The organism is Desulfosporosinus paludis, assembly GCF_045689965.1.
In the GTDB taxonomy this organism is placed as follows: domain Bacteria; phylum Bacillota; class Desulfitobacteriia; order Desulfitobacteriales; family Desulfitobacteriaceae; genus Desulfosporosinus; species Desulfosporosinus paludis.
This window is the reverse complement of the sequence record NZ_CP144211.1, coordinates 4,933,315-4,956,025: the sequence shown is the minus strand read 5'-3', so window position 1 is coordinate 4,956,025 and position 22,711 is coordinate 4,933,315. Positions and strand designations below refer to the sequence as shown.

General features: G+C 45.6%; 20 protein-coding genes and 1 pseudogene. 1 reads left to right on the top strand and 20 read right to left on the bottom strand.

Features of this window, described 5'->3' with window-relative positions:
* Positions 1–6: 6 nt before the first annotated feature.
* The 13 genes from VZF35_RS24625 to VZF35_RS24565 all read right to left on the bottom strand — a co-directional run bounded on the left by VZF35_RS24625 (position 7) and on the right by VZF35_RS24565 (position 12,346).
* A complete protein-coding gene (locus tag VZF35_RS24625) occupies positions 7–1,467 on the bottom strand; it encodes an ethanolamine ammonia-lyase reactivating factor EutA (protein ID WP_407309044.1) in 1,461 nt (486 codons plus the stop codon).
* A gap of 13 nt (positions 1,468–1,480) precedes the next feature.
* Positions 1,481–2,386 carry an ethanolamine ammonia-lyase subunit EutC gene (gene eutC, locus VZF35_RS24620; RefSeq protein WP_407309042.1) on the bottom strand — a complete coding sequence of 302 codons (906 nt, stop codon included), beginning with the start codon at positions 2,384–2,386 and terminating at the stop codon, positions 1,481–1,483.
* Positions 2,387–2,402: 16 nt separating this feature from the next.
* Positions 2,403–3,764: an ethanolamine ammonia-lyase subunit EutB gene (locus VZF35_RS24615; RefSeq protein WP_407309040.1), complete on the bottom strand. Its 1,362-nt coding sequence runs from the start codon at positions 3,762–3,764 to the stop codon at positions 2,403–2,405.
* A gap of 29 nt (positions 3,765–3,793) precedes the next feature.
* A complete protein-coding gene (locus VZF35_RS24610) occupies positions 3,794–4,447 on the bottom strand; it encodes a cupin domain-containing protein (protein WP_407309038.1) in 654 nt (217 codons plus the stop codon).
* Between the two features lie 134 nt (positions 4,448–4,581).
* Positions 4,582–5,130 (bottom strand): BMC domain-containing protein, encoded by a 549-nt coding sequence (locus tag VZF35_RS24605; RefSeq protein ID WP_407309036.1) that lies wholly within the window; start codon positions 5,128–5,130, stop codon positions 4,582–4,584.
* The gene (locus tag VZF35_RS24600; RefSeq protein ID WP_407309034.1) at positions 5,127–6,530 is read right to left on the bottom strand and encodes a 4Fe-4S dicluster domain-containing protein; all 1,404 of its coding nucleotides are present in this window, start codon (positions 6,528–6,530) and stop codon (positions 5,127–5,129) included. Before VZF35_RS24600 ends, VZF35_RS24605 begins: the two co-directional genes overlap by 4 nt.
* A 23-nt stretch (positions 6,531–6,553) precedes the next feature.
* On the bottom strand, positions 6,554–6,847 hold the full coding sequence (locus tag VZF35_RS24595; RefSeq protein WP_407309032.1) for a EutN/CcmL family microcompartment protein: 294 nt from the start codon (positions 6,845–6,847) through the stop codon (positions 6,554–6,556).
* On the bottom strand, positions 6,838–7,710 hold the full coding sequence (locus tag VZF35_RS24590) for a flavoprotein (RefSeq protein WP_407309030.1): 873 nt from the start codon (positions 7,708–7,710) through the stop codon (positions 6,838–6,840). The genes VZF35_RS24595 and VZF35_RS24590 overlap by 10 nt, the downstream gene beginning before the upstream one ends.
* On the bottom strand, positions 7,707–9,158 hold the full coding sequence (pduL, locus tag VZF35_RS24585) for a phosphate propanoyltransferase (protein ID WP_407309028.1): 1,452 nt from the start codon (positions 9,156–9,158) through the stop codon (positions 7,707–7,709). The genes VZF35_RS24590 and pduL overlap by 4 nt, the downstream gene beginning before the upstream one ends.
* A gap of 215 nt (positions 9,159–9,373) precedes the next feature.
* Positions 9,374–9,685, bottom strand: coding sequence for a BMC domain-containing protein (locus VZF35_RS24580; protein ID WP_407309026.1), 312 nt, complete (start codon positions 9,683–9,685; stop codon positions 9,374–9,376).
* Positions 9,686–9,800: 115 nt separating this feature from the next.
* Positions 9,801–11,297: an acetaldehyde dehydrogenase (acetylating) gene (locus VZF35_RS24575; RefSeq protein WP_407309024.1), complete on the bottom strand. Its 1,497-nt coding sequence runs from the start codon at positions 11,295–11,297 to the stop codon at positions 9,801–9,803.
* A 21-nt stretch (positions 11,298–11,318) separates the two neighbouring features.
* On the bottom strand, positions 11,319–11,966 hold the full coding sequence (gene eutL / locus VZF35_RS24570) for an ethanolamine utilization microcompartment protein EutL (protein ID WP_407309022.1): 648 nt from the start codon (positions 11,964–11,966) through the stop codon (positions 11,319–11,321).
* A 47-nt stretch (positions 11,967–12,013) separates the two neighbouring features.
* Positions 12,014–12,346 (bottom strand): BMC domain-containing protein, encoded by a 333-nt coding sequence (locus tag VZF35_RS24565; protein WP_407309020.1) that lies wholly within the window; start codon positions 12,344–12,346, stop codon positions 12,014–12,016.
* Positions 12,347–12,769: 423 nt separating this feature from the next.
* On the opposite strand from VZF35_RS24565, the gene VZF35_RS24560 reads away from it, so the two are divergent.
* Positions 12,770–14,179, top strand: a complete 1,410-nt coding sequence (locus tag VZF35_RS24560) for a sigma-54 interaction domain-containing protein (RefSeq protein ID WP_407309018.1) — start codon at positions 12,770–12,772, stop codon at positions 14,177–14,179.
* A gap of 417 nt (positions 14,180–14,596) precedes the next feature.
* On the opposite strand, the gene VZF35_RS24555 is transcribed toward VZF35_RS24560, so the two are convergent.
* The 7 genes and pseudogenes from VZF35_RS24555 to pylB form a co-directional block, all read right to left on the bottom strand.
* A complete protein-coding gene (locus tag VZF35_RS24555; protein ID WP_407309016.1) occupies positions 14,597–16,273 on the bottom strand; it encodes a sodium:solute symporter in 1,677 nt (558 codons plus the stop codon).
* Positions 16,274–16,759: 486 nt separating this feature from the next.
* Positions 16,760–18,226: pseudogene (mttB, locus tag VZF35_RS24550) on the bottom strand ([trimethylamine--corrinoid protein] Co-methyltransferase).
* A 162-nt stretch (positions 18,227–18,388) separates the two neighbouring features.
* Complete coding sequence (locus VZF35_RS24545; RefSeq protein WP_407309014.1) at positions 18,389–19,036, bottom strand: B12-binding domain-containing protein; 648 nt, start codon at positions 19,034–19,036, stop codon at positions 18,389–18,391.
* A gap of 149 nt (positions 19,037–19,185) precedes the next feature.
* Entirely contained in the window at positions 19,186–19,509 is a 324-nt protein-coding gene (gene pylSn / locus VZF35_RS24540; RefSeq protein ID WP_407314814.1) for a pyrrolysine--tRNA(Pyl) ligase small subunit, read from the bottom strand.
* Between the two features lie 5 nt (positions 19,510–19,514).
* Entirely contained in the window at positions 19,515–20,348 is an 834-nt protein-coding gene (gene pylD / locus VZF35_RS24535; RefSeq protein WP_407309012.1) for a 3-methylornithyl-N6-L-lysine dehydrogenase PylD, read from the bottom strand.
* A 51-nt stretch (positions 20,349–20,399) separates the two neighbouring features.
* Positions 20,400–21,566 carry a 3-methylornithine--L-lysine ligase PylC gene (pylC, locus tag VZF35_RS24530; RefSeq protein ID WP_407309010.1) on the bottom strand — a complete coding sequence of 389 codons (1,167 nt, stop codon included), beginning with the start codon at positions 21,564–21,566 and terminating at the stop codon, positions 20,400–20,402.
* A 30-nt stretch (positions 21,567–21,596) separates the two neighbouring features.
* A complete protein-coding gene (gene pylB, locus VZF35_RS24525) occupies positions 21,597–22,658 on the bottom strand; it encodes a methylornithine synthase PylB (RefSeq protein WP_407309008.1) in 1,062 nt (353 codons plus the stop codon).
* Positions 22,659–22,711: the final 53 nt, after the last annotated feature.

Sequence of the window (22,711 nt, the reverse complement as noted above, 5' to 3'; positions counted from 1 at the left end):
TCTTACTCAGCGATTAAACACTAACGTTTTCAAGACTACAGGTACGACTCTTCCCCCCATCAGGGGTTTGCCGATATCAATGTAATCACAATCCTCGACCTCCAGCTGGTCGAGGCAAATTAATTCTAAGGGATATTCGGTTAAAGCCCTTAGGCATTGCCCCAGGACTTTGCCGCAATCTGCTTCCAAGACAAGAATTAGAACATTATTCTCCGCCAAATAGCCTTCCATACCTTGTAAAAGCCCCTGAGCTAAACACTGAATGTCTGTAAAAGACATTGAGCGAGGGCCCTTTAAAGTTATAGCTATGGTTGTACCTTGAGAACTTTCCAGCTCCAGATGATGCAGCTCTTGACGGACGACTTCAGCAATTCCTTGCGCTGTATCTGGAATCGTCTTGTGAAAAGGAGATACGACCAGAACATTTCTTAAGGGTAACGTTGTTTCTTGAAGATGGATCGTACTTCCACTTAAATTCACGGACTGAGTCCCTGTCCCTATGACTGTTGCCCGAACGGTTTCCTTGGGTTTCTCCAGATCGAATCCTGCGGCCTCAAGACTTTTCTTGAGTTCCCACCCCAGTAAGGGACCAAAGTCTCCGTAAGCTGTCACTTCAGTCATAGTTTCCGGCCCCTTTTGGGCGTAAACGTAGTCGGCAACCCCGCCTGAAATCATAACTTTCCTGATTGGTACTTCTAAGCTTAAGGGAGAGGTCATGAGCAGCTTCTCTGTTAAGCCTGTCGGTGCAGGCGTTTGCAGTAGGTTGACCACAGTTTCAGCCATAACCTTTACAATCGGACGCAGTTGGGGAAGGGCCACGCGTTCCCCTTCTGAAAGTCTTTGCCCGGTTGACAGCAAAGCGACTTTAGCCGGTTTTGATAAATACGTAATTCGATCCCCATGGGGTTCAAACTCAATAAGATGGCCGCCGACATTTAAACAGGCAGTGTCGACAGCTTTACCCTCATAAAAGGTGGCAAAGTTGGAAGTTCCTCCGCCAACATCGATATTGACGACTACTTGGTGCTTCTGAGCTGAGTACATCGCCGCTCCTGAACCTTTTCCAGCAAAGATCGACTCTAAATTTGCCCCGGCAGTGGCCACCACAAAGTCGCCGGCAAAACCTGCCAGAGCGTCAATAATAGCTTTGGCGTTTTCCTTCTTAGCAGTCTCCCCCGTAATAATAACTGCTCCGGTGTCAATCTGTTCTGGGGTTAAACCCGCAGCCGAATATTCCCCTTCAACAATCTTGGAGACCGCAACTGCATTAATTAACTCGCGATCCAAAAGAGGAGTAAAATAGATTCGGCTGCGGTGAATAACTTCTTTATCGGTGATCTCAACTCGCGGCACAAACGTCCCGGAGGCCGTATTTTCGATGGTCAAACGGCTAATCACCAGTTGGGTCGTAGTGGTTCCAATATCAATGCCCACACTTGTGATCGTTTGCATATTCGATTCGGGCATTATATCACCACCCTTATTTTTGCTGGTTTAATTTTACCCCACTGGCTTTGACGCTTAAGATCTGCTTGATAACATCTGTGAGATGTGCTCCGGCTTCAGCTGGAGGTATACCACCTTTATGGATATTGGAGATTACCGTCCGATCCGCTTCTACTGTTTTCTCATTCGGACGATAAATCATGTAGGCACTGAGACTTTCTGCTGTTCCTAAGCCGGGCCGCTCTCCGATCAAAGATATGATCACCTCTGAATTGACAAGTGCTGCGACATGATCCTGAACCCATACACGTCCATATTTCACAAAAAACGGTGCCCCAACTTTAATGCCTGCTGATTTCAGCCCCTGCATTAAGGCTGGCAAAAGATCCGGGATATTGGCTTCAATCGCACTGGAACTTAAGCCATCAACAATCAAGATCTGAACTTGAACACCTTTTTCACACGTCTCGGAGATTTTCTTGATGGCTTCTGGCGATAAGCGACGCCCTAAATCCGGCCGAGTGAGAAACTCATCTTTATTCGCTGCAGCGCTTTGTACCGACATTAAATTCATCCGTTGAAGAAATTCCTCTGAGACATCGAGAAACACGGCATCCTGCGCGACAGCATGATCCGCAAGGAATCTTAACCAAGACATCGTTTTGGAGCGCGCACCGGCTCTGCCAATCCCAATACGAGCTGGGGTCGTCTTCTTCATGGCTTTAACTGCATCCGCATTGACCGGGTTTTCGATCTGCATTTCTTCTACAGGCGGAAACGTTACCATCTCATTAGCTGAGACATTAGCCAAGGGTCTGTCCATCATGGCCGCTGACATGACATGATCTTTGCCCTTAACAGCCAGCAACCCTTTTTTCGCCAATTCCTCCAAAACACTGTGGATAATGACTTGTTCTAATTCATTATTGGCAACTGCCATACTTATTCACCCCCTATTAATCAAAAATAGATGGATCTCCTGCTCTCTCGGTCAGTACCCCATTTTCGATAATTCCCAACTTCTCCAACCATTTTTCGAACTCCGGAAGTGGGCGGAGACCTAGAATTTCTCGAGTACTGGCATCATCATGATAACTGGTATCTTGATAACTCAACATGACGTCGTCACCGCCAGGTACTCCCATAAAGTAACTCGATCCGGCCATGGCGCAGAGAAGAGTTCCCATTTCTTGATCATTTTGGTCTGCTTTCATATGGTTGGTGTAACAGGGCGCAATACCCATGGGGAGTCCATGCAATTTACCCATAAATAGGTCCTCCAAATCTGCACGAATCACTTCCCGCCCGGAATAAATAGTTTCAGGTCCAATAAACCCTGATACATTGTTGGTCATAAACGGCTGATAAACACGAGCGTAGCCATAGGTTCGAGCTTCCAGAGTCATCATATCCACGCCTAAATGCGCATCGAGAGAAACCTCTGAGCCCTGTCCCGTCTCAAAATACATAAGGTTCGGTCCTGTTGCAGTTCCTTTCTTCTTTACAAGAGCAAATGCCTCATCGAGTATGGCCGAACTGACCCCAAAAGCGTCATTAGCCTTTTGCGTTCCGGCAATACTTTGGAAAACAAGATCAACGGGTGCACCTTTTTCTATCGCCTTCATTTGGGTCGTTACATGGGCTAAGACACAGTTTTGAGTCGGGATCGCCCATTTCGTCATGAAATTCTTAACAGTATCCAAAAGACGAGTGACGGTTTCTACGTTGTCTTCCACCGGATTGATTCCAATAACGGCATCGCCTGATCCATAGGACAATCCTTCTTTAAGAGAAGCCATAATCCCTTCAACACTATCCGTAGGATGATTAGGCTGACAACGAAAAGCTAGAGTACCTGGCAGTCCAAGGGTCGTATTGCAATGGGATTGAATGCGCATTTTCTTAGCACCGTAGACGAGATCAATCGTAGACATTAATTTGGCCACTGCGGCAATCATTTCACTCGTCAGCCCTCGACTGATGTGCGCCAAATTCTCCCCAGTCGTCTTATGGTCTAGAATATATTCACGCAAATAGCCAACCGTCCAGCTCTTTATTTCTTGAAAGATTCTAAGGTTCAGACCGTCGTAGATTGCCCGAGTTACTTCGTCCTCTTCATAAGGAATTACAGGATTATTATAGATATCTTCCAGCGTCAGATTGCTCAAAACTAATTTTGCGGCAACCCGTTCCGAAGCAGAAGTCGCTGCAATGCCGACCAATTCATCCCCAGACTTTTCTTCATTAGCCTTAGCCAGCACATCTTTTAGGTTTTTAAATTCAAAGATTTTGTTGTATACTTTCGCCTTTAATATCATCGCATTTCCCCCAATCTGACTTGAAGTCCTTATTCGCAAAAATCTGCCCAGTTCGCGGGATAGGTTGCGTAAAACACTTTACAGAACGTCGGCGAAGAAAAGACAACTCTGCTCCCCTTCGGAATATAAACCACGTCACCTGCTTTCGCTCGGAAGACCTTGTCTTCCACTTCCAGAACAAAATCTCCCTCTATTACATAATCGACTTCATCGTAGTTCAGAAACCAAGGCAATTTCGAATGGTCAAAGGTCATAAAGCCGGAACACAAATTGCCTTCGCGGGAAGTTATCACATCAACGAGCCCGACTCTTTGTCCTGGCGGTGCTTCCGGAAAGGGTTGAATAACGACGTTTTCTCCTTTGACATGGGTCGCACGGGGATTTTCACAGGCGGGCTTGAAGACTTCTTCCACAATTTTTTGTACCGTCTTTTTTAAATCTGAGTTAAGAACTTCACAGGATAGCTTCTCAACAGGTTGAGCCGACATCACTGACAAGCCACCTGTTGTTTGTCCAATGGCACACTGATTGACGATTTCTTGCCGTCCTTTGGTAATTGTAATCCCTAACTCCTTGGCCAGATCCTTAGCGGAGGGGGTAAGGACACTATCATCGTCTAAAACAATATGCTTATCCACTTTGGCCATATCACGTAAAACAGCCGCCGAGATAAATCGTCCCATGAATACACCTCCTTAATCGATGCTCGAGACTCGAAGCTCGAGGTTCGAATTATGAGCTTTTGGGCTCACTGCTTGTTATTGACTATATAATTTTTAGATCGAGATTTGATCTTCTCATTTGATAATGATTGAAATCATCTTAGGCTTTCAATGAGTTGTTTTGAAGGACGGGGTATAACGACCTTTCGTATGAGTAACCCTTTATCACTAGCCACGGTGCTGCCGGCTTCTACAGCTGCTTTGACAGAAGCGACCTCTCCGGTAACGATAGTATAGCTTTTTCCACCTATACCAAAGGCCAAATGCAGGAGTAATGGTTCGACATCCCCTGCTTTAACGGCACTATCTGCTGCTTCTATTAAGGAGGCAACACTATAGGTTTCGATGATCCCTAGAGCTTTAATATCTTTCAAGGAGTTTGCTCCGCTAATTGCAGGGAGAATCGAGGGATGGACGTTGGGAATCACGAAGGAATCTACGACTGTATCTGCCCCCAGCTCAATCCCGGCGTTCACAGATTGTTGTATGGCGGAGACATCTCCGCTGATTAAGACGATATATTTACCGGGACACGTGGTTTTGGCCACTAAAATGTTGACGTCAGCCGTTTTGGCCATAATGTCGGCACATTCTATTCCTTGAGCTATACTGGTAAACTCAACGAGTCCTATAGCGTGAATCACGTGGATGCTCCCCCTTTCCCTATCGTGATGCTCTGGGGCGTGATTTTAAGCACGGTCCCAGCAAGACTGGCATGGACTCGCGCCCCTAAGGCTCCTTCCGGGATCTCTCCGATGACCTGACCAAGGTGTACGATTTCTCCTTCATTAACGACAGGGATAGCTGGAGCCCCAATATGCTGTTGAAGCTTGAGTGTAACTTCACATGGTTCATAGACTTCAGCAGCTAAAGGCGCTTCTTTATACCATGGCCTCAAGTTCAGCCGATCCATTAGGCGAGCAGAGGGTATCAATCGATGCTGGGCCATAGGATCTTCTTTCCTGATGTCTCCCTGATACTTCATCCCTTGAGCACGAAGTTCAGATTTTAAAGCCCGATTGACCCTCATAGGAGATATACCGACCGGGCAAGCGTAGGCTTCACATACCCCGCATTCCGAGCAGATCAGGGCCGAACTTAACGTAGCAAGATCTCCCATAGCTCTATAATTTACCGCTCGGATCAAGCGATGTGGTAAAAGTTCGTGGCCAATCATATGGCGAGGGCAAAGTTCTGTACAGAAACTGCATTGTTCACACACAGTTCTGGCGATTTTCAGAACGTTCTCTAAAGACATTTGTTTACGCCGAATGAGTGGATGATCTTTGGGGAGCGCGATAAGTCCGCCAGTAACCTTCGTAACGGGAATCGTAAAATCTGTTACTAAGTTTCCCATCATAGGACCACCTAGGATATAGGCCAGATCATCGCCTCGTCCGCCTCCTGCCAGAACAAGTACCTCCTCCAGAGATGTTCCGATGGGTACTGTCACTGTAATGGGCCGATTTACTGCACCAGTGACCGTGAGTGTCCGTGTAGTTACTGGAACACCTTTGTTAGCCCGAGCTATGTTGATGAGAGTCTGAAGGTTATTGACCACAACCCCAATATTAATGGGGATGCCGCCCGGTGGGACGCGTCGCCCGGTAGTAAACCAAATGGTAAAGACTTCATCACCGGCTGGATAGATATCCGGGAGAATTTTAATCTGAATCGTTTCCGTGAGATACGGTTTAAGAGCAGTAATTGCTGCAGAATATTTCCCTTTTAAGGCGATGATCCCTAGTTTGGCCCCTGTGGCTTTTAATTCTAACTGAAGCCCTTGAACCACTTCTTCAGCGAACTTAGCTGCCAATTGTTGGTCCGTTTTCAGCAACGGTTCACATTCGGCTCCATTGACTACTACGATTTCTGCTTGAGCGGAAAGTTTGACATGGGTTGGAAAACCAGCGCCGCCTGCTCCCACGACACCGGCTTCCCTGACGTTCTTACGAATATTCTCAGCGCTAAGAGTTTGAAGATTGATTTTCAGCGTTATTTCGCTGTCATTATCAGAGTTATTAACGTTATAATTATTATCCATTTAATCTTTCACCCACTTCAGCATTACGCTTCAAAGGTTTCCTTATCAATAATCCCAACGATGATGGCATCAATGGGAATGTTGTTGTTGGCAAGACCCTGTCGGGCTGAAGACCCGCTGGCAACCATGACAATTTCGCTTTCTCCTGCTCCGATTTGGTCTGCTGCAATGAGGGAATGGCCATGTTCTGTGAGCTCTGCTTTCCCTTCATCATTGTAGGACAGCGTAACCGGCTGTACGACCAGAAACTTCAGACCTCGGAGGGATTCTTCTTTGCGCGTTGACCACACGTGGCCTATGACTCGGGCTAATAGCATAATCCTCCCTCCCTCTCTTGACATAACTCTATTCGCCGCATTCTTAAGGTGTCGCGGGCCAGCGGAGATAGAACGGTCCTTTGGGGGATCAGTACTTTAGAGCCTTCGGGGAAACTGTAGGCATCTTTATCGGCGAGATACTTCTTCGTAAAGCGTAGGACATTCTCGGGTTGAGCTAGGGACTGGCCTAGTCCTCTTGGGTCGAGAGTTACTGACTCTTTTTCGTGCTGGCGTTGGATCTCTAGTGGTGCGAGGATTTCATTCTGATTGTTTTCCTTGATGACTTCGGATCTCATTTGGTTTTCCTGAGGTCTGTCACTGGCTAAGGTGGTATAAACTCGTACTCCATAGCTCTGTACTGTTTGGAGATAACCGGCATAGAGGTTTCGGTAGACAGACGGGGCTGAGGCGGTTAACCCGAAGTGCTCGCTGACAAGTTTGATTGGGATTCCCTGGGCGATCCCTCGGCCGAGGAGTTCGGTGAAGGGGTTATCCCGTATTCCCAAAGCCATTTTAGCCAAGGTGTTGAGAGAACAGGCGGGCAGGAGGATGCTTGGCCAATCCGTTCGGCTTAAAGCATCCTCGGGGCTGATCCAGTTCAGACCTTCCGGTAGGTTGGGTTGGGCCCTCCCCACGCTCTCGCTGGGGAGAAGGTACATGGTATAGCTGCTTCCCCAACGCTTTTGGAGGGTGATGAGGAGCGTTGGCAAGTCCGGCACATAGTTCATTAGGACGAGAGCATCGGGGTTTCGCGGGGTAGACGTTCCTGGGGCAGCCGGGGTTCCGCTTCCTTGCAGAATTGCCTGAATGGCCGGTTCCGAAAGAAGCTGCCGGACGATAGTTCGAATCAGTTCATCATTCATGGTGTACCCCCCGTATGTCCTCTGAGAAGTCTGCCTTGGCTTTGGGTATTAAGCAGGGCAGCATTGGCTTCGTCCAAGTCAAGATGCAACTCTTTGCGGTAGAGGTCACTTACTCGAACTAAGACGTCTTGAAAGATCGTAGGGCGGGGGCTTGCGACCTTAATGCTCACTCGATCCCCATCCTTGAGGCTCCACTCAGCGGCTTCTTCAGTGTTCATGTGAAGATGGCGACTGGCTACCATGACTCCAGATTCCAGATCGACTTGCCCTGCGGGGCCAAGGACCCGGAGCCCAGGGGTTCCTTCGTGTTGCCCGGAATCTCTTAGAACAGCCTTAATCCCTAAGCCGTAGCAATCCGAGACGCTAATCTCGGCTTGTGTTTTCGTGCGGGCGGGACCGAGAATACGAACCTTCTCAAGGCTTCCTTTAGGACCAAGAAGAGTGACGGTTTCTTCGGCTGCGTATTGTCCGGTTTGAGAGAGTTCTTTCTTCTTAGTCAGGGTATAGTTTTCTCCAAAAAGAGTGGTTATGTCTGCTTGAGAAAGATGGATATGGCGGTTGGAGATTCCAATGGGAACAAGTTTCGGTGAGTGGACGGGCGGCTGTTGCTGAGGGTACTGTGATGGCTGGTGCAACGATGGCTGGATCAAGGTATTTGGAGGCGTTTTGCGGGCTCGGACTTGACAGGCCAGAATGTAGAAGGCGCTGGACAGGCGGTTTAAGGCCTGGATCAGGTCTGTTCGGCTGCAGTTTCCTGAGTCATCCGTGAACGCTCGATTGGCGTAGAGTTCCACTTCGCGGGCTTTGGCCCGGAGATGCTGGAGTTTACCGACAATGGGACCGTGAGTATAGCTGAGGGGGGTATGCCCTACCCCAAAGTAGGTTTGGGGATGATGGGAATGTTCCCGCAGTTCTTCAGGCTTTAAGCCGAGGAGAGTTGCCCACTGAAAGGGCTCTTCCTTGACTTCGCTGACCATCAGGGCTCGAGCAAAGGCGGCGATTTCCTCCAAGTGGAGGATGAGTTCTTGTTCCCCCGTTTGTTCAAAGTACCCTTGGGCCTCCACGAGTTCACATTGAAAGAGGTCGAGTTGCCCTCGGTACGCGATAATAGGGTGGGTTTTAGGGGTTAACGCTCCTTGGTGCAGATGGGTCATATGTTCCGGTTTGAAGCCTGCCGGGTTTTGTGCCTGACTTGGAGCTTGAGTTGACGCTGGGACCTGAGGCAGGTCGTCCACACAGGATTTCGAAGGCAAAACGGTTTGGTGGGTGTTGGAGAAGTTGGCTTTGTTGATGTCCAAGCTTCCATTTCCTTCGATGCGCACATCAATGCCTTTGGAACGGATAAAGTCTCGGGCAGAGGGGGTGATGACACTCCCCGGCGGCAGGGTCATGATTTTGGCTTTAGTTTTATGCCAGTTTGCTCTTAGTTCATACTCTGTAACAATCAAGTCCTCACCTCACACTTCAGAAGTCAGAGATTTAGAAGCAAAAGATCAGAAATCGGTCTAAAATATACCAATTTAAATATCAAATAATAATTAATGACTAAATACCGACTCAAGTTCCTTTTATCAATATCGCTGCTTCCATCAGTGGTTTTTATGTCTTTAACTGGAGTAGAGTCTCCACTGAAACTTCAATGACTTTTTGTTAGTAGCCTGTCTTACTTTTCACCATAGCTTTTGTTGTCGCCCACAGGCAGGATGTACTCAACGTCCTGATGTGGCCGGGGAATGACGTGGACACTGAGCAGTTCTCCCACGCGCTGCGCGGCAGCGGCTCCGGCATCAACGGCCGATTTGACGGCTCCGACATCGCCTCGCACCATGACGGAGACAAGTCCGCCTGTGACGTGCTCTTTTCCACAGAGTGTGACATTAGCCGCCTTTAGCATTTGGTCAGCCGCTTCGATGGCGGGAATTAATCCTTTGGTTTCTATCATTCCGAGAGCTATAACACTTCGATCTTGGGCCATAAGTTTTCCCTCCTTAATTTGTTTTCTTTTGTTGTGCTTTCTAGTCTTAATGCTAGATTTTTATGATATTACATGGATTACAGGATCAGGGAAAGAATCATGAACTCAACCCAGTTTATCTCCCGCATGTTATGCCCTTAATGTGTTGCAGGACTTGGCTGACGATGTCTTGGACAAGCTGAGCATCAACTGGGGGTGGGGCTGTTGGCTCTAGGGGAGCTGGTGAGGCGGAGTTCAGGGGTTGGACGGGGCTTCGTTTCGGGATGCCCAGATGCCAGGCGACTCGCTTGATGTTCAGCAAGTGACGAGGGGTGACATTTTCCGAGACGCTGGATCCGGCCCAGGTGCCGCACCCGAGGGTGAAGGACGGTGCTAGGCCCGTCGTGGCTCCGACTCCTCCCATGGCTGCCGGGGTGTTCACTAGGACGCGGTTGATCGGTTTCTTAAGGGCGAATTCCCGGATGATCTCTTCGTTTTGGCTATGAATGGCTAGACTATGTCCGATCCCTCCTGCCTCTAAGAGTTGGAAGCAGCGTTCACACCCGACATGCCAATCCGGCACTCGGTAGAAGCCCAGGACCGTGGTCAGCTTTTCGTAGGAGAGCGGCCATTGGGGGCCAACGCCGCCAAGTGGCGCTACTAAACAGCGAGTGCGCTCCGGGATGGGTATTCCGGCCATTTGGGCGATAACTTTTGGATCTTTGCCTACGACTTTGGGGTTGACGCCTCCACTGGGGAGCATCACGACTTTGGAGACTTTCTGGATTTCGTCGGGGTCGAGAAAGTGGGCCCCTTGACCTTTGAGATGGCTGATGAGTTCGTCAGCGATACATTCTTCGGCCACGATGGCTTGTTCTGAGGCGCAGATGGTTCCGTTGTCAAAGGTTTTCCCCATGACGATATATTCTGCTGCTTTAGCCAGGTCGGCACTTCGTTCCACGAAGGCGGGCACATTTCCCGGTCCGACGCCGAGAGCTGGTTTACCACTGCTGTAAGCGGCTTTTACTAAGGCACTTCCCCCCGTCGCCAGGATCATAGCCACACTGGGATGTTTCATGAGCTCTTGCGTGGCTCCCATGGAGACGTTTAAAATACAGCCAATAACCCCTTCAGGGGCTCCTGCCGATACTGCTGCTTGGAGCATCACTTTGGCTGCTTCATGGGTGCAGCGTACGGCCGAAGGATGCGGCGAGAAGACAATCGCGTTGCGTGATTTTAATGCGATCATCGCTTTATAGATCACCGTGGAGGTAGGGTTGGTGGTCGGGACGATCCCGGCGATCACGCCCACGGGTTCGGCGATTTCCCAGAGTTTTTGCTGGGGGTCTTCCCGGATAATGCCCACGGTTTTCAGGTCTTTAATCGATTCGTAGACGGTTCGGGAGGCAAAATAGTTCTTAAAGCATTTGTCCTCATAATTCCCCATGCCGGTTTCGGAGACAGCCATCATGGCTAAACGGGCGGCATTGGCTTCTCCGGCTTCGCGCATCAGGTCAATGATCCGATCGACTTGTTCTTGGCTAAAACTTTTTAATACCTCTTGGGCCTTGCGCGCTGCGGTGACTAAATTTCTGGCTTCCTGTAGGGAACATAAATCCCGATCAAGTTCCATGGCTTAGCGGCACTCCCCTTCCTAGAATTTTAGGCCGTTTTCGGCGACGTCGACGACGGCGCGCTGAAAGGCTTCACAGGCGGATTTACACGCACTTTGCGATCCAGTGAGGAGTCCACCCCCAAAGTTGGTTTCTGTCGGAGGACCGTAAAAGGCTTGCATGGTGACTTCGGCGGCTTTAAGAGCAGCATCCAGCCCGAACATGGCCTCGATGGGCGGAGCGATGAGATAGGCTAGAGGCTCGCCTTCTGGTATGCCGGCGATTTTGGAAAGATAACTCCCCGTTCGGGAGATGGTATGGGGAAACCAGGCGGTTTTTCCGCCGTCACAAGTGTAGAAAAAACATTCATTTTCCAGATGGTCGATGCAGGCATCAACTCCGGCCCGGACTTCTGCCGGGTTAGGCCCGGCTAGGATGCCGATGATTTCTCCGGATAATGGGCCTGAGGCACGGGCGGCTCCACAATAGAAACTTTTGGCATAGACGACTTCAACCTCAGCTTTTTTAGTGGCTTCATCTAAAGCGGCATAGGTGGAGTCGTCGATGTCGGCGGTGATCATGCCGATGGATCGTTGGTCGCGAGTGAGGCCTAATTTCTCGGCTAAGTCTGGGGACACGTTGGGTATCAATCGGACGGCTAGTACCTTAGGTTTAATGGGCTCGATCATGCTGACCCTCCTCATTACGTCCGGAACACTTGGTTAGTTCCGACGGGTTATTTATTTTCTACGTTTTTGGTTTTGGGCTTTTCTTCGATAACGGGTAACTTCGGTAAGATTTGTTCGAGTTCTGGATGAGGGCGCGGAATGACATGGCAGCTGATGAGTTCTCCGACTCGTTCCGCTGCGGCTGCTCCGGCGTCCACAGACGCTTTGACGGCACCGACATCACCCCGCACCATGACGGTTACTAAGGCTCCTCCTACTTTGACCTTGCCGATTAAGGTCACATTCGCTGCTTTGACCATGGCATCGGCCGCTTCAATGGCCCCGACAACTCCCCGGGTTTCGACCATGCCTAGTGCAACGAGATCATCTCTTGTAGCCATTTTTTAGTCTCCTTTCATTATCTCGCTAATTTATGGGAATATAAGGTAAGGTGGACGACTGCAAATTCTTTTACCTATCAATGCAAAAACCATGCCACTATTATAAATACACTTAATCCTAATGAAGCTCCTAATAATGCGACCATTAATCCTCACTTTATCTCATTGATAAGTCAGCCTTGACTTCTTGTGAGTCAAAATTATTCTTGTGTTCTCTGCTGAAATTGTTTACTATGACCTAAGGTGACAAACTATTATAAAAAGTAACAAATATTTTCATAATTAAGGAGGTTTAGTTCTTCTGAAACGAATTATTTTTCGATAAGTCAAAAATGATTTGAATCAAGCCATGTAATAACATAAAATAGAAAGAGATCTTGCCGCAGAACTATGTAACGCCACTTACTATGAGGGGGTAAATGCATGGATGCAAAAGTAACTGAGCTTGATTTTGAGACATTGAAAAAAATATTAGACAATTCCCACGATGAAATTTATGTCACGAATGCTGCGGGAATCGTCATTTATGTCAATAATGTCTGTGAAAAACATTACGGAGTCAAAGCTTCGGAAATCATAGGCAAAAAGTCAAGAGAAATCTCAGAGAAGAAATATTGGGGGCCACGAATCAGTCCCATTGCGATAGATAAGAAGATGAGTATCACCCTTGAACAAAAGACCTGTACAGGTAAAACTTTACTTACAACCGCAACTCCTGTCTTTAACTCTCAAGGAGATATTGAACTGATTATTGAAAACTCGAGAGATGTTACAGAATCCGAAGGAATTAGGCACGAACTTGAGAAGAGTACTCAATTGCTGAAACGGTATAAAAAAGAGGTTGCCGTCCTGCGTAAGATAGAAACAAATATTCCAGACTTTATCTGTCAATGCCGCAAAATGGAAGCATTAATGGAATTGGTCAATCGTATTGCCCCTGTGGATTCGACGGTATTGCTTCTAGGAGAATCCGGTTCGGGCAAAGGTCATATGGCTAAATATATACACAATCACAGTTCGCGCAAAGATGGTCCCTTTATAACGGTTAATTGCGCTTCTATTCCGTCAGAACTGATGGAGGCCGAAATGTTCGGTTACTCCAAAGGAGCTTTTACAGGCGCCAATGCTAAAGGAAATATTGGTTTAATCGAGTTAGCTAATGAAGGAACCCTTTTCTTAGATGAAATTGCTGAATTATCTCCGCGTATGCAGGCTAAACTACTGCAGGTACTTCACGAAAACCAATATTTCAAGGTCGGGGGTCGGGAGGTTCAGAAAGTCAATTGCCGAGTGATAGCTGCTACAAATCGCAACCTGCAAGAAATGATTAAGAAAGGAGATTTTCGTGAAGATTTGTACTATCGACTCAATATTTTCGAACTTATTCTTCCTCCCTTAAGAGAACGAAAAGAGGAAATCATTCCTTTGGCTCAGTATATCCTAACTAAATTCAACAAGAAATATAAAATGGAACGTGAAATTAGTCAGAGATGCTATGAACTCTTTGAACAATATTCGTGGCCAGGAAATGTCCGAGAAATGGAAAACATTATTGAACGCTTAACTGTCGTAACCCAAGCAAAAATCATTGACGAGCAGGACCTTCCACAGTCCTTTCATATCGGTACAAATCATTCTTTGCCACCAATTCCCCCCCTAATTCCTCGTCCTCTATCACTTGACGATGCAGTCAGCGATGTGGAAAAAAATCTAATTATTCAAGCCTATAAGAAATTGGGAAGTTCTTATGAAGTGGCAAAATTTCTTGATATCAGTCAAAGTAAAGCAAGTCGTTTAATCCGTAAATACTTACCCTCGGAGAATAGTGAATAATTTCTTTAGTGTTTAACAAAGAAACCTATATATCCTAAAGATAGGCAAATAATGATTCCAATAATATTCTCTGTAAAAAACAGGATATTTAGATTCCCCGAGAACTCCGGTCGTATATTTTTCTTAATTCGCATCGTTATGACGATTGCCGCCATATTTATGACAAAAAACGGTATTAGAACTGTCCTTGCAAAATGAACTGTTAACATCTCTAAGCCCTTCTCTCTTATGGCAAAATTATAGCTATTTATTTATTAATTCTAAATGATATTACAAACCCCTTCAAGGATAAATGTGGATATAATTCTAAAATAAACTATCAAAGCGGTAACTTCATATTTGGTGTTTAAAAAAATGGCTGGGACCTAACTCCCAGCCATTTTTTAGAACAGAAAACTCTTTAACAATTGATTGCTATTAAGCATTAATACCCGAGAAAAATTCTTCGTTATTGTCGATCGGTTGATCTGCAATAGCTGAAAGTAGTTCTTGTGAAGGAGGCTTGCCGACATACGTTCCCACTATTACACCTACAATACCGCACACCAAACCAATAACACAATACCCTAAATAGGAGTTGGCCATTGCACCTGCACCGAAAATTGAATCCCAAATTGGGGTATAGTATGAGTTTTTCCAAATTTTATTTTCCAGGATGAAGAAAATGAATGTTCCTAAGGTCCCAGCCAATCCACCTAACATAACTCCGAGTAAATTAGCACGTTTCCACCATAGGACATACAACATCACAGAAATACCGGCAGTCAATAGGCCTGAGGATAAGAAGTAGGCATCATTCAAAGTTGCACCGAAAACTGGGCTGTTGTAGAGCTCAGCGAGAAGAATGTTGACGATAATCATGAAAACTGTAACTAAACGTGACCATTTGACGATCCTTTCGTCCGTCCAGTTTCTCTTTTTGTAGATAAGTGGTTGCAGCACATCATAGGACAGGTTCATGGCACAAATATTGCTGTAATTTGCAACTGTAGACATAGTATGAGCAGAGAGCAAGAATATAAGTAAACCCTTGAGCAATGGGGGCATATAGGTGTTAATATAGGTCGAAATGATATTATAGGCACCTTTATCTCCCAAAACTGCAGCTGCAGATAAAACTCCGTCTTTCGTTTCCGGTGGGAAAACGATAAGCCCTAATACTCCAATAATAGCTGCCGGAATGACGATAACAAAGGTATTAAAAATAATACTGTAAATTCCGCCCATGCGAGCTTCATGAGTACTCCTGGCAGCCTGGGCTTTTAACCAGAAATCTTCAGCTGCCGCCCAACCGGGAACAAGCCCCAACATAACAATTATAGGAAAGGATATGGATACGTAGGCGAAAAAGCTTGTTGAATGTTGAGCAGGATCTACAGGGTAGGCGAGACTATTGACAATCGGCTGAGCCTGTAGCATGCCCCAAACTGTCGTGTGATGAGCAGCTGCAATGCCATGTGACGTTAAGAAAATTGCGACTGACGTGACAATCAAGATGATAGCACCCATAAAAAACTGTACAACATTGGCATTAATAACGGATCGGAAACCACCCATCCACATGTACAAAGCGATCGGGATAGCATAAACAATAATCATTGTCTCAATCGAAATCCCAAGTGCGGGAGCCATAATCAGAGATGCTGCATATAATTCTGCAGCAGACCAGATCGTGTAAGAGAAAATATTAATTGGAGCAGAAAGAATTCGTGCTGGTAGTCCAAATCGATTTTGCAGCATCTGACATTGGGAAATAGCTTTAATCCTTCTTAAAGGTCGAGCCATTAAAAATTGCCATATGTTTGAAATAAACCAAGGAATAGCAACGACCCATAAACCTGATATACCTAAGTCGTAGGTCGCCCATGTCATCCATGTAATCATTCCAATTAACATCCATCCTGATGCAACAGACATGCCTACCATGTAGGCTGGTTGGCTACGACCTGTGATCCAGTAATCATTACTCTCTTCTTCAGCATTAGCACTAGATTTTTGCTTTCTATAAGCATTTAAGCCAACGGAAATTAGGAATGCAATATACAGGAAAAACACGAACCAGTACCATAATGGACTAACGTCGGAACTACCCATTCTTCGCTCACTCCTTCATTTTAACTATGGTAAGTTGACAATGACAGCTTTGAGAATAGTAGGTTAATGGTACAACATAAATGATAGCATTTTTAATCGAGAATGTCGTTGCCTTGATTCATCCACAACTATCTTTCTATCCCCTCCCTTTTTACCTCAGAGGTTATTTGTTTAACTGTTAAGGACGACGGATACCCTGCCCCGACGTACAAACTCAGCCGAAACTATATTTGCAACATGTTTCTGAATTTTCATAATAGACCCTATATGCAAGAACCTTGCCAAGGGAACTTCAGGGCGGTCTCTCAGTTTAAAGACCCTCCATTGGCCTGATTCCTGCACCTTAGAAAAGAACTTGAATAACCTCTTGAGTCAACCGTGACTTGAATGCAAGTCAGATTCAATTCGAAACCCTATCTCAAAACTAACCGTTGATCGTAAAATAGTCTAAGGAGTCGGTGTAACACCGACTCCTGTATGCGCCAATTAGAATCTAGGCTTCCGAGGCCTCCTGCGGGCTTCTTTTTCTTTCGCCTTGATTTCTGTAGTTTCAGCTTCCGCTTCTAAAACAATCTCTTTCAACTGACGTTGAATATCTTCTGGAAGAGGGTTCTGATTCTTATAGTTCTCAAGAATATCGATCGATTTTTCATAGGAAGTAGCGACAATATCCTTACTGCCGGCCGCTTCCCAGTTTTCTCGATTCCTGCGATCCAACAACTCCGATTTTGAAAGCTCTTTGTAATGGGCGTAAGTGTGGTCACAGCTAATGAATTCTCCGCCGATACCTACCGAACGGACAACTTCCAAAGCCATTTTCTCATCACTTATCGGTATCCCTTTAATGGTATGCAAAATCATACGGGCCATTTCATTTTGCATCACCATTTGAGCGTAGTCCCAAGTCAAGCCACCTTCGAGCATTCCCAGACCATATATCATGTTAGCACCTGCTAACGCTGGTAATAAAGCGGTCAGGGTAAACTCATGGGCTGCTTGGGCATCCGGTACTTTGCTATCCGTCTACCCACCGGCCACCCAGACAGGAATATTATAGAATTGGGCCAGTTTTGCACAAGCTGCGCTGAAGAGTGCCAGTTCTGGAGTACCCACACAAGCTACGGTAGTCCGTAAGTCCATCATCGTCGTGGACGTTCCATAGACCATCGGATACCCTCTCTTTACAAGCTGACCTAAAACAAACATACTCAGGATCTCAGCATTATGGGTTACTAAGGTGCTGGCGAGATGAACACAAGTTGTTCCGCCGGCTAGACCCATAGAATTAATTTTCGCCGGAACCCCTAAGCGAATAGCCTGGAGCAGAGTATCCGTTGCGCCTTTGGCGTGTACAAGGGGGGCTACAGGATCTGTACTTTGAGAGAATAAGGGTCTTTCCCGGAATTTATCTTCCCCTCCGGAAACCACATACCCCATTTTCGCGGCAGCACGCATATTTTCCGGGCGATTCATACCTATATAAGCATGCTTAGTGGAATAGTTATAAAAGGATTCTGCAATGTGAACTTGGGAAACGTCCGGATCAACTTCAGAGGGGCCCAAGGCTCTTTCATAGACGATAATTTGATCCATTGCTTCACAGAAGCGTGTCACATCATCAACATCTTTTTTAAAGGGTTTACGAAGTTGTTTGGTATAAGGGTCGATCATGCGAATGGCTTCACCAAAGTTAACGAAACCAGTCCGATTTCCTTCATTGAGCCAGTCATTTTCGCGCTTTCTGCCGCATGCTCGAAATGTTTTAGGGATCGAGCGAATGGCATCTTCCACTAAGTGTGCTGGAATTTTAACGACATTCGTTTCAGGATTGACGATACAGCCGTGACTATAGAATATTTCACGTGCTTCTTCACTCTCGACTCTTACTCCAATATCCCAGAGCAGATCCAATGTCGCTAAATGGACATCATACAACTCATCGTTGGTAAACATTTTCAGTCCGATGCCATCCATTCGGGTGGAACCGGCATGTATACCTCTGAATGTCAAATAAATCACCTCCAAATTTTTGTCATTATTGAAGAACTAAGCAGAAAAAAGAGTGTTCGGTCACCTCCTTAAAGAACTAACAGGTTACCATTTGGTTTTGGTTGTTTACTTAGCTTCCTTTTCAGCCAGCAACTCTTTACACAAGGCCACTGCAGATCCGGCATCAGGGGCATAACCATCAGCGCCAATCGTCTCAGCATATTCTCTGGAAACAGGCGCTCCGCCAATAATAACCTTAACTTGATCACGCAGACCTTCGTCTTCAAGATATTCAATAATATCTTTCATAGCAGGCATCGTCGTTGTTAATAGCGCCGATAAAGCTAAGATATCCGGTTTATGCTCAATGACCGCGTCGATAAAATCATCGGCTGAAACGTCAACGCCCATGTTGATAACTTCAAGTCCGCCACTTTCAATCAGCATACCTACAAGATTTTTGCCAATGTCATGAAGATCACCTTTTACAGTACCAAGCACTATTTTCCCTTTCCCTTTTTGGTCAGTCTCAGCGATTAGCGGTTTTACAAGCTCCAAACCACTGCTCATACTTTTTGCGGACATTAAAACCTCAGGTACATACATGTCCCCAGCCTTAAAGCGAACGCCTACGACATTCATCCCCTGGATCAAACCCTCATTAACAATTTCTAATGGGCTATTTCCTGCAGCAATAAGACTATTTACTTGATCCATTACCAAATCCTTTTGTCCACTGATGACACTTTGGGCCAGTTCAGCATAGGTAGCCATTCCAAAATCCTCCTTTTTCAAATTGATAAGTTTAACCCTAACATTTTGAGTACAACCTTGCTTTGAAAATTTCTCACTGTTAAGGATCTTAATAATAAAGCCTGTCTTTTCACCCTGGAAGAGAACAAGCATTATTCACAGGAAAACATTCACAAATGAGAACCGTAATTCTGATTAACGTAGGTTGAAGAATATTTTTCTAACTTCCACTTAGGTATTTTGCAGGTCGAGCACGCCTGAAAAAACAATTTATTGCGAAGGCAACGAGCCGCGCGACTGTGCCTGGAATTGTAAACCTGAAAGGTTTCATTACAATGTGTCGTGATTTCAGCAATATTTCCTCTAATGGTGATGATTTTAATACCATGAAGAGTTCCGCTTCTGGATGGCCAAAGTTTAACTTTTTCAACGAACTTAAAGAAATCAACGTTTTTGCGATAGTAACGTTTCTTTTTCGCAGCATCTGTCGTCACGAATCTCAACTCCTATCCTCCGAAATGGCTTCAAACATCATGACAGCCACACCGATTTGCAAAGGGTCATGAATTAAACGAGGCGATATTTGCTTAATACCTGTCAATTCTATCCCGAGCGGAATTCCTGGAGCAGCGATCATCGTATCTTCCCTTAGATGGTATTGCAAAATAATATTATCCGCTGGGCAAGCATCTACAATCAGATGATGGTGTTGGAGGGCAAGATTCAGGTCACTTTCTAGGCTCAATGAATGCCCGGATTCCCTAAATCTCTCCATTAAGGTTCGACCTGCTGCTAAATCCGGTTCATATATAGAGATCTTTGCTCCATATTGAGCCAAGGAAAATGCCGCGCTTGTTCCGACTGGGCCAGCTCCAAGTATCAGCACCTCTTCTCCTTTTAAACCATGATTCATTCGCTCTAAACCTGCAGCATATCCCCTACCCGTAGCGGCCCCATTTTCTGAAACAACTCTCGTGTGAAGATTGATCGCCACAAAACGTTGATCATCAGCCATAAAGAGAACGTCTGCACCATTTTGAACTGCTTCGGCAACCCCACCAGCATCTGGTAACTTAGTAACCCAAGCACTAAATCCCAGATGATTAATGATGCTGGCCACAGAGTCAGCAAACCCCCCAATAATTCCCTGACCACAAGTCAGCGGTATCACGGCAATTTGCAGTGACTCATGGTTAGCCTGGTTTAAATCTCCACCAACTGCATAGGCAGCAAGCTCAGACAGCTTATAACCGGTCTTGGATAAAAGTTCTTGATCGTACTTTGATAGGGTTGCTGAAATTTCGTCAATGTCATCCTCTTTGAGTCGTGTCAAAATGATCAACTCCCCCTAGTTACATTCACTCATCACTAAATTACCGAAGCTCTAGATCTCTAATTCTCTTTGCGCAGGATACCGGTCTATATACTGAGCAATTCCTATCTCTTTAACGATTTCTTGAATAACTCTACAACGCCTATCCCACGCTTCCTGATTACTTTCTCCAGTCATGATGAGAGTTGCGACCCATTCCGTTCGACCCGGTGTGAAATTTGTAAGCGCTTCATCCGCTCCAAAGAAATTTTTACACAAAGTGAGTGGACCTGCATTAGAGATGATATGTTCTCCGGCAACTTCTAACCTGTTCTTGCTGACGTGGATATGCTCAAAGACTACACTTTGTTTTGGTTGAATCTCGAAGTCTGCCCAAGGTTTTCCCTCTGCAAATGCCTTGCCCAAAATCTCCAGTATGTTAGTCCCTGTGGCATGGTAAACGGCAATCGGAGTTTGACTCGGAAGGCGAGCATCAATTTCTAAAACTTTTAAAGTATCTCGATGCAAAATCGTCTCAATATCCATAATTCCATTTAACTTTAGATTTCGAGCCAAGCGCAGCCCCAGTTGTACAAACTCTTCTCTCAGTTTCACCGGCAGAGTTGGAGAACCTAAAACACGCTTACAATCATAGACGTCATCCATCTCAAGCTCTGTGATTTGCAAAGCCTTATAAATCCCTGCATAACCAATCACTTCTAAGGAATATGACGGACCTTCTAAATACTCTTCAATCACCCAATCCGTAAGCCCTTTTTCAAATAAACGCTGAAACTCTAAAGCGCTGTTAATTTTATAGACCCCTTGACTCCCACTGGAGTCCGATGGTTTCACGATGATTGGAAAGCCACATTCCGGCCATGGGATGGGTGCCGGTACACCAGAGCGAGCAAACATCTCGTTAGATACGAGCTTAGAAGATGAAATGACATAGGCATCCCCGTCAAAAAGCAACGGAACATTCGCATAATGTGCACTTCTTACAAGACTATTTAATGCCTCCTGATTTTCCAAAGCAGGAATAATTAAATCAATCTTTTTTAATATGGGAATCCATTCTACGATTTTCGTTACATCATTTTTGTAGAATTGATCACAGAGTTTTAGAGCTGGAACCTGATTATTCTTATCAATGAGAACTACTTCCCACCCAGCTTTTTTGGCTAGATAGGCCGCTTCAAGCCCTTGTAGCTTCCCTCCTACTACTGCTACCCGCATGTCAATGCCCCTCTCATGTCTAAGAAAATGTTATTGACGTCGCTGAACCCACTCATCATACTCATAACGGTTTGCCAGCACGAGTCCATTTCGTTCTAAAACAGGCAGGATTCTAGAAATCGTTCTATTTCCATCGTCAATATCTAAAGAATGATTGGATACCCCTGCTAAACCTGATTGAGGGGGTATAATTGAAGTCACAACGTTTGCTCCAGCATTAAGACGGTCCGTCAATCCATTCAAACCGTCAACATCTAATGATGCAGGTATCAATCGATCTGGAAAAACAAGACGCATGACAGCAATCAGCAACAATTCTCTTAGACGAGGTACCGATGGAAAACTTTGCATTGGCGTATTCATTTGAGGAATGAAGCTCATCACTCGAATTTGGTCAGCCTCTAAACGTTTCATTTCTTCCAAAGAACGTATTAAATCTTCTTTCGAGTCGCCAATACCCGTAAGTAAACCTTCTTCAATTAAAAATCCCATGTTGCGAGCAACATATTTTTGTTTCATTCGCTCTTCATAGCTTTGACCAAGCCTAAGTTTATCGTAAAGTTCGATACTGTGAGTTTCCTGATACGTAGCATACCAGTCCACCCCAGCTCTTCTGAATTTCCCAAGATTTTCTTCCGAAAGCACTCCAGCTGAAAGCATGATTCGTATTTTTGTCGTTTGTTTAATCTTTTCCACCAACGTTATTAAAGGCTCAAAGCCTTTAGTAAAGTACAATGGATCTTCTCCCATCGTTAGATCAAGTAAGTGTACCCCGGATTCTACGAGGCTAAGAGCCGTCTCCATTATTTCAGTGTCAGATTTTCTATATCTCTCTAGGGATTGATTAGACTTGCGATATAAGCAAAAAGCGCACTCATTTCTGCAATACGTCGAAAAATAGACAAAACCATAGGAGAAAATTTTGTTCTTAAAATAACGAGTCCGGAGATGACGTGCTGCTTCAAACACTTTGGCAAGATCTTGTTCCTGATTCAACTCTAATAAAACCATCAATTCATGTCTCTCTAAAGGGATTTCTTGAGTTGCTTTTTCCAGAATCTTATCCAAATTTGCTGTCTGATCCGTTCCCATCCAGCCACCTTCTTTATTTATAAGTCCAGGAATTGTTGGGTTATTATTGCAAA

Excerpts from the sequence above, each read along its gene's own strand:
- VZF35_RS24625 (WP_407309044.1), bottom strand. The coding sequence starts at position 1,467 with ATGCCCGAATCGAATATGCAAACGATCACAAGTGTGGGCATTGATATT.
- eutC (WP_407309042.1), bottom strand. The coding sequence starts at position 2,386 with ATGGCAGTTGCCAATAATGAATTAGAACAAGTCATTATCCACAGTGTT.
- VZF35_RS24615 (WP_407309040.1), bottom strand. The coding sequence starts at position 3,764 with ATGATATTAAAGGCGAAAGTATACAACAAAATCTTTGAATTTAAAAAC.
- VZF35_RS24610 (WP_407309038.1), bottom strand. The coding sequence starts at position 4,447 with ATGGGACGATTTATCTCGGCGGCTGTTTTACGTGATATGGCCAAAGTG.
- VZF35_RS24600 (WP_407309034.1), bottom strand. The coding sequence starts at position 6,530 with ATGGATAATAATTATAACGTTAATAACTCTGATAATGACAGCGAAATA.
- VZF35_RS24595 (WP_407309032.1), bottom strand. The coding sequence starts at position 6,847 with ATGCTATTAGCCCGAGTCATAGGCCACGTGTGGTCAACGCGCAAAGAA.
- VZF35_RS24590 (WP_407309030.1), bottom strand. The coding sequence starts at position 7,710 with ATGAATGATGAACTGATTCGAACTATCGTCCGGCAGCTTCTTTCGGAA.
- VZF35_RS24580 (WP_407309026.1), bottom strand. The coding sequence starts at position 9,685 with ATGGCCCAAGATCGAAGTGTTATAGCTCTCGGAATGATAGAAACCAAA.
- VZF35_RS24575 (WP_407309024.1), bottom strand. The coding sequence starts at position 11,297 with ATGGAACTTGATCGGGATTTATGTTCCCTACAGGAAGCCAGAAATTTA.
- eutL (WP_407309022.1), bottom strand. The coding sequence starts at position 11,966 with ATGATCGAGCCCATTAAACCTAAGGTACTAGCCGTCCGATTGATACCC.
- VZF35_RS24565 (WP_407309020.1), bottom strand. The coding sequence starts at position 12,346 with ATGGCTACAAGAGATGATCTCGTTGCACTAGGCATGGTCGAAACCCGG.
- VZF35_RS24560 (WP_407309018.1), top strand. The coding sequence starts at position 12,770 with ATGGATGCAAAAGTAACTGAGCTTGATTTTGAGACATTGAAAAAAATA.
- VZF35_RS24555 (WP_407309016.1), bottom strand. The coding sequence starts at position 16,273 with ATGGGTAGTTCCGACGTTAGTCCATTATGGTACTGGTTCGTGTTTTTC.
- VZF35_RS24545 (WP_407309014.1), bottom strand. The coding sequence starts at position 19,036 with ATGGCTACCTATGCTGAACTGGCCCAAAGTGTCATCAGTGGACAAAAG.
- pylC (WP_407309010.1), bottom strand. The coding sequence starts at position 21,566 with ATGCGGGTAGCAGTAGTAGGAGGGAAGCTACAAGGGCTTGAAGCGGCC.
- pylB (WP_407309008.1), bottom strand. The coding sequence starts at position 22,658 with ATGGGAACGGATCAGACAGCAAATTTGGATAAGATTCTGGAAAAAGCA.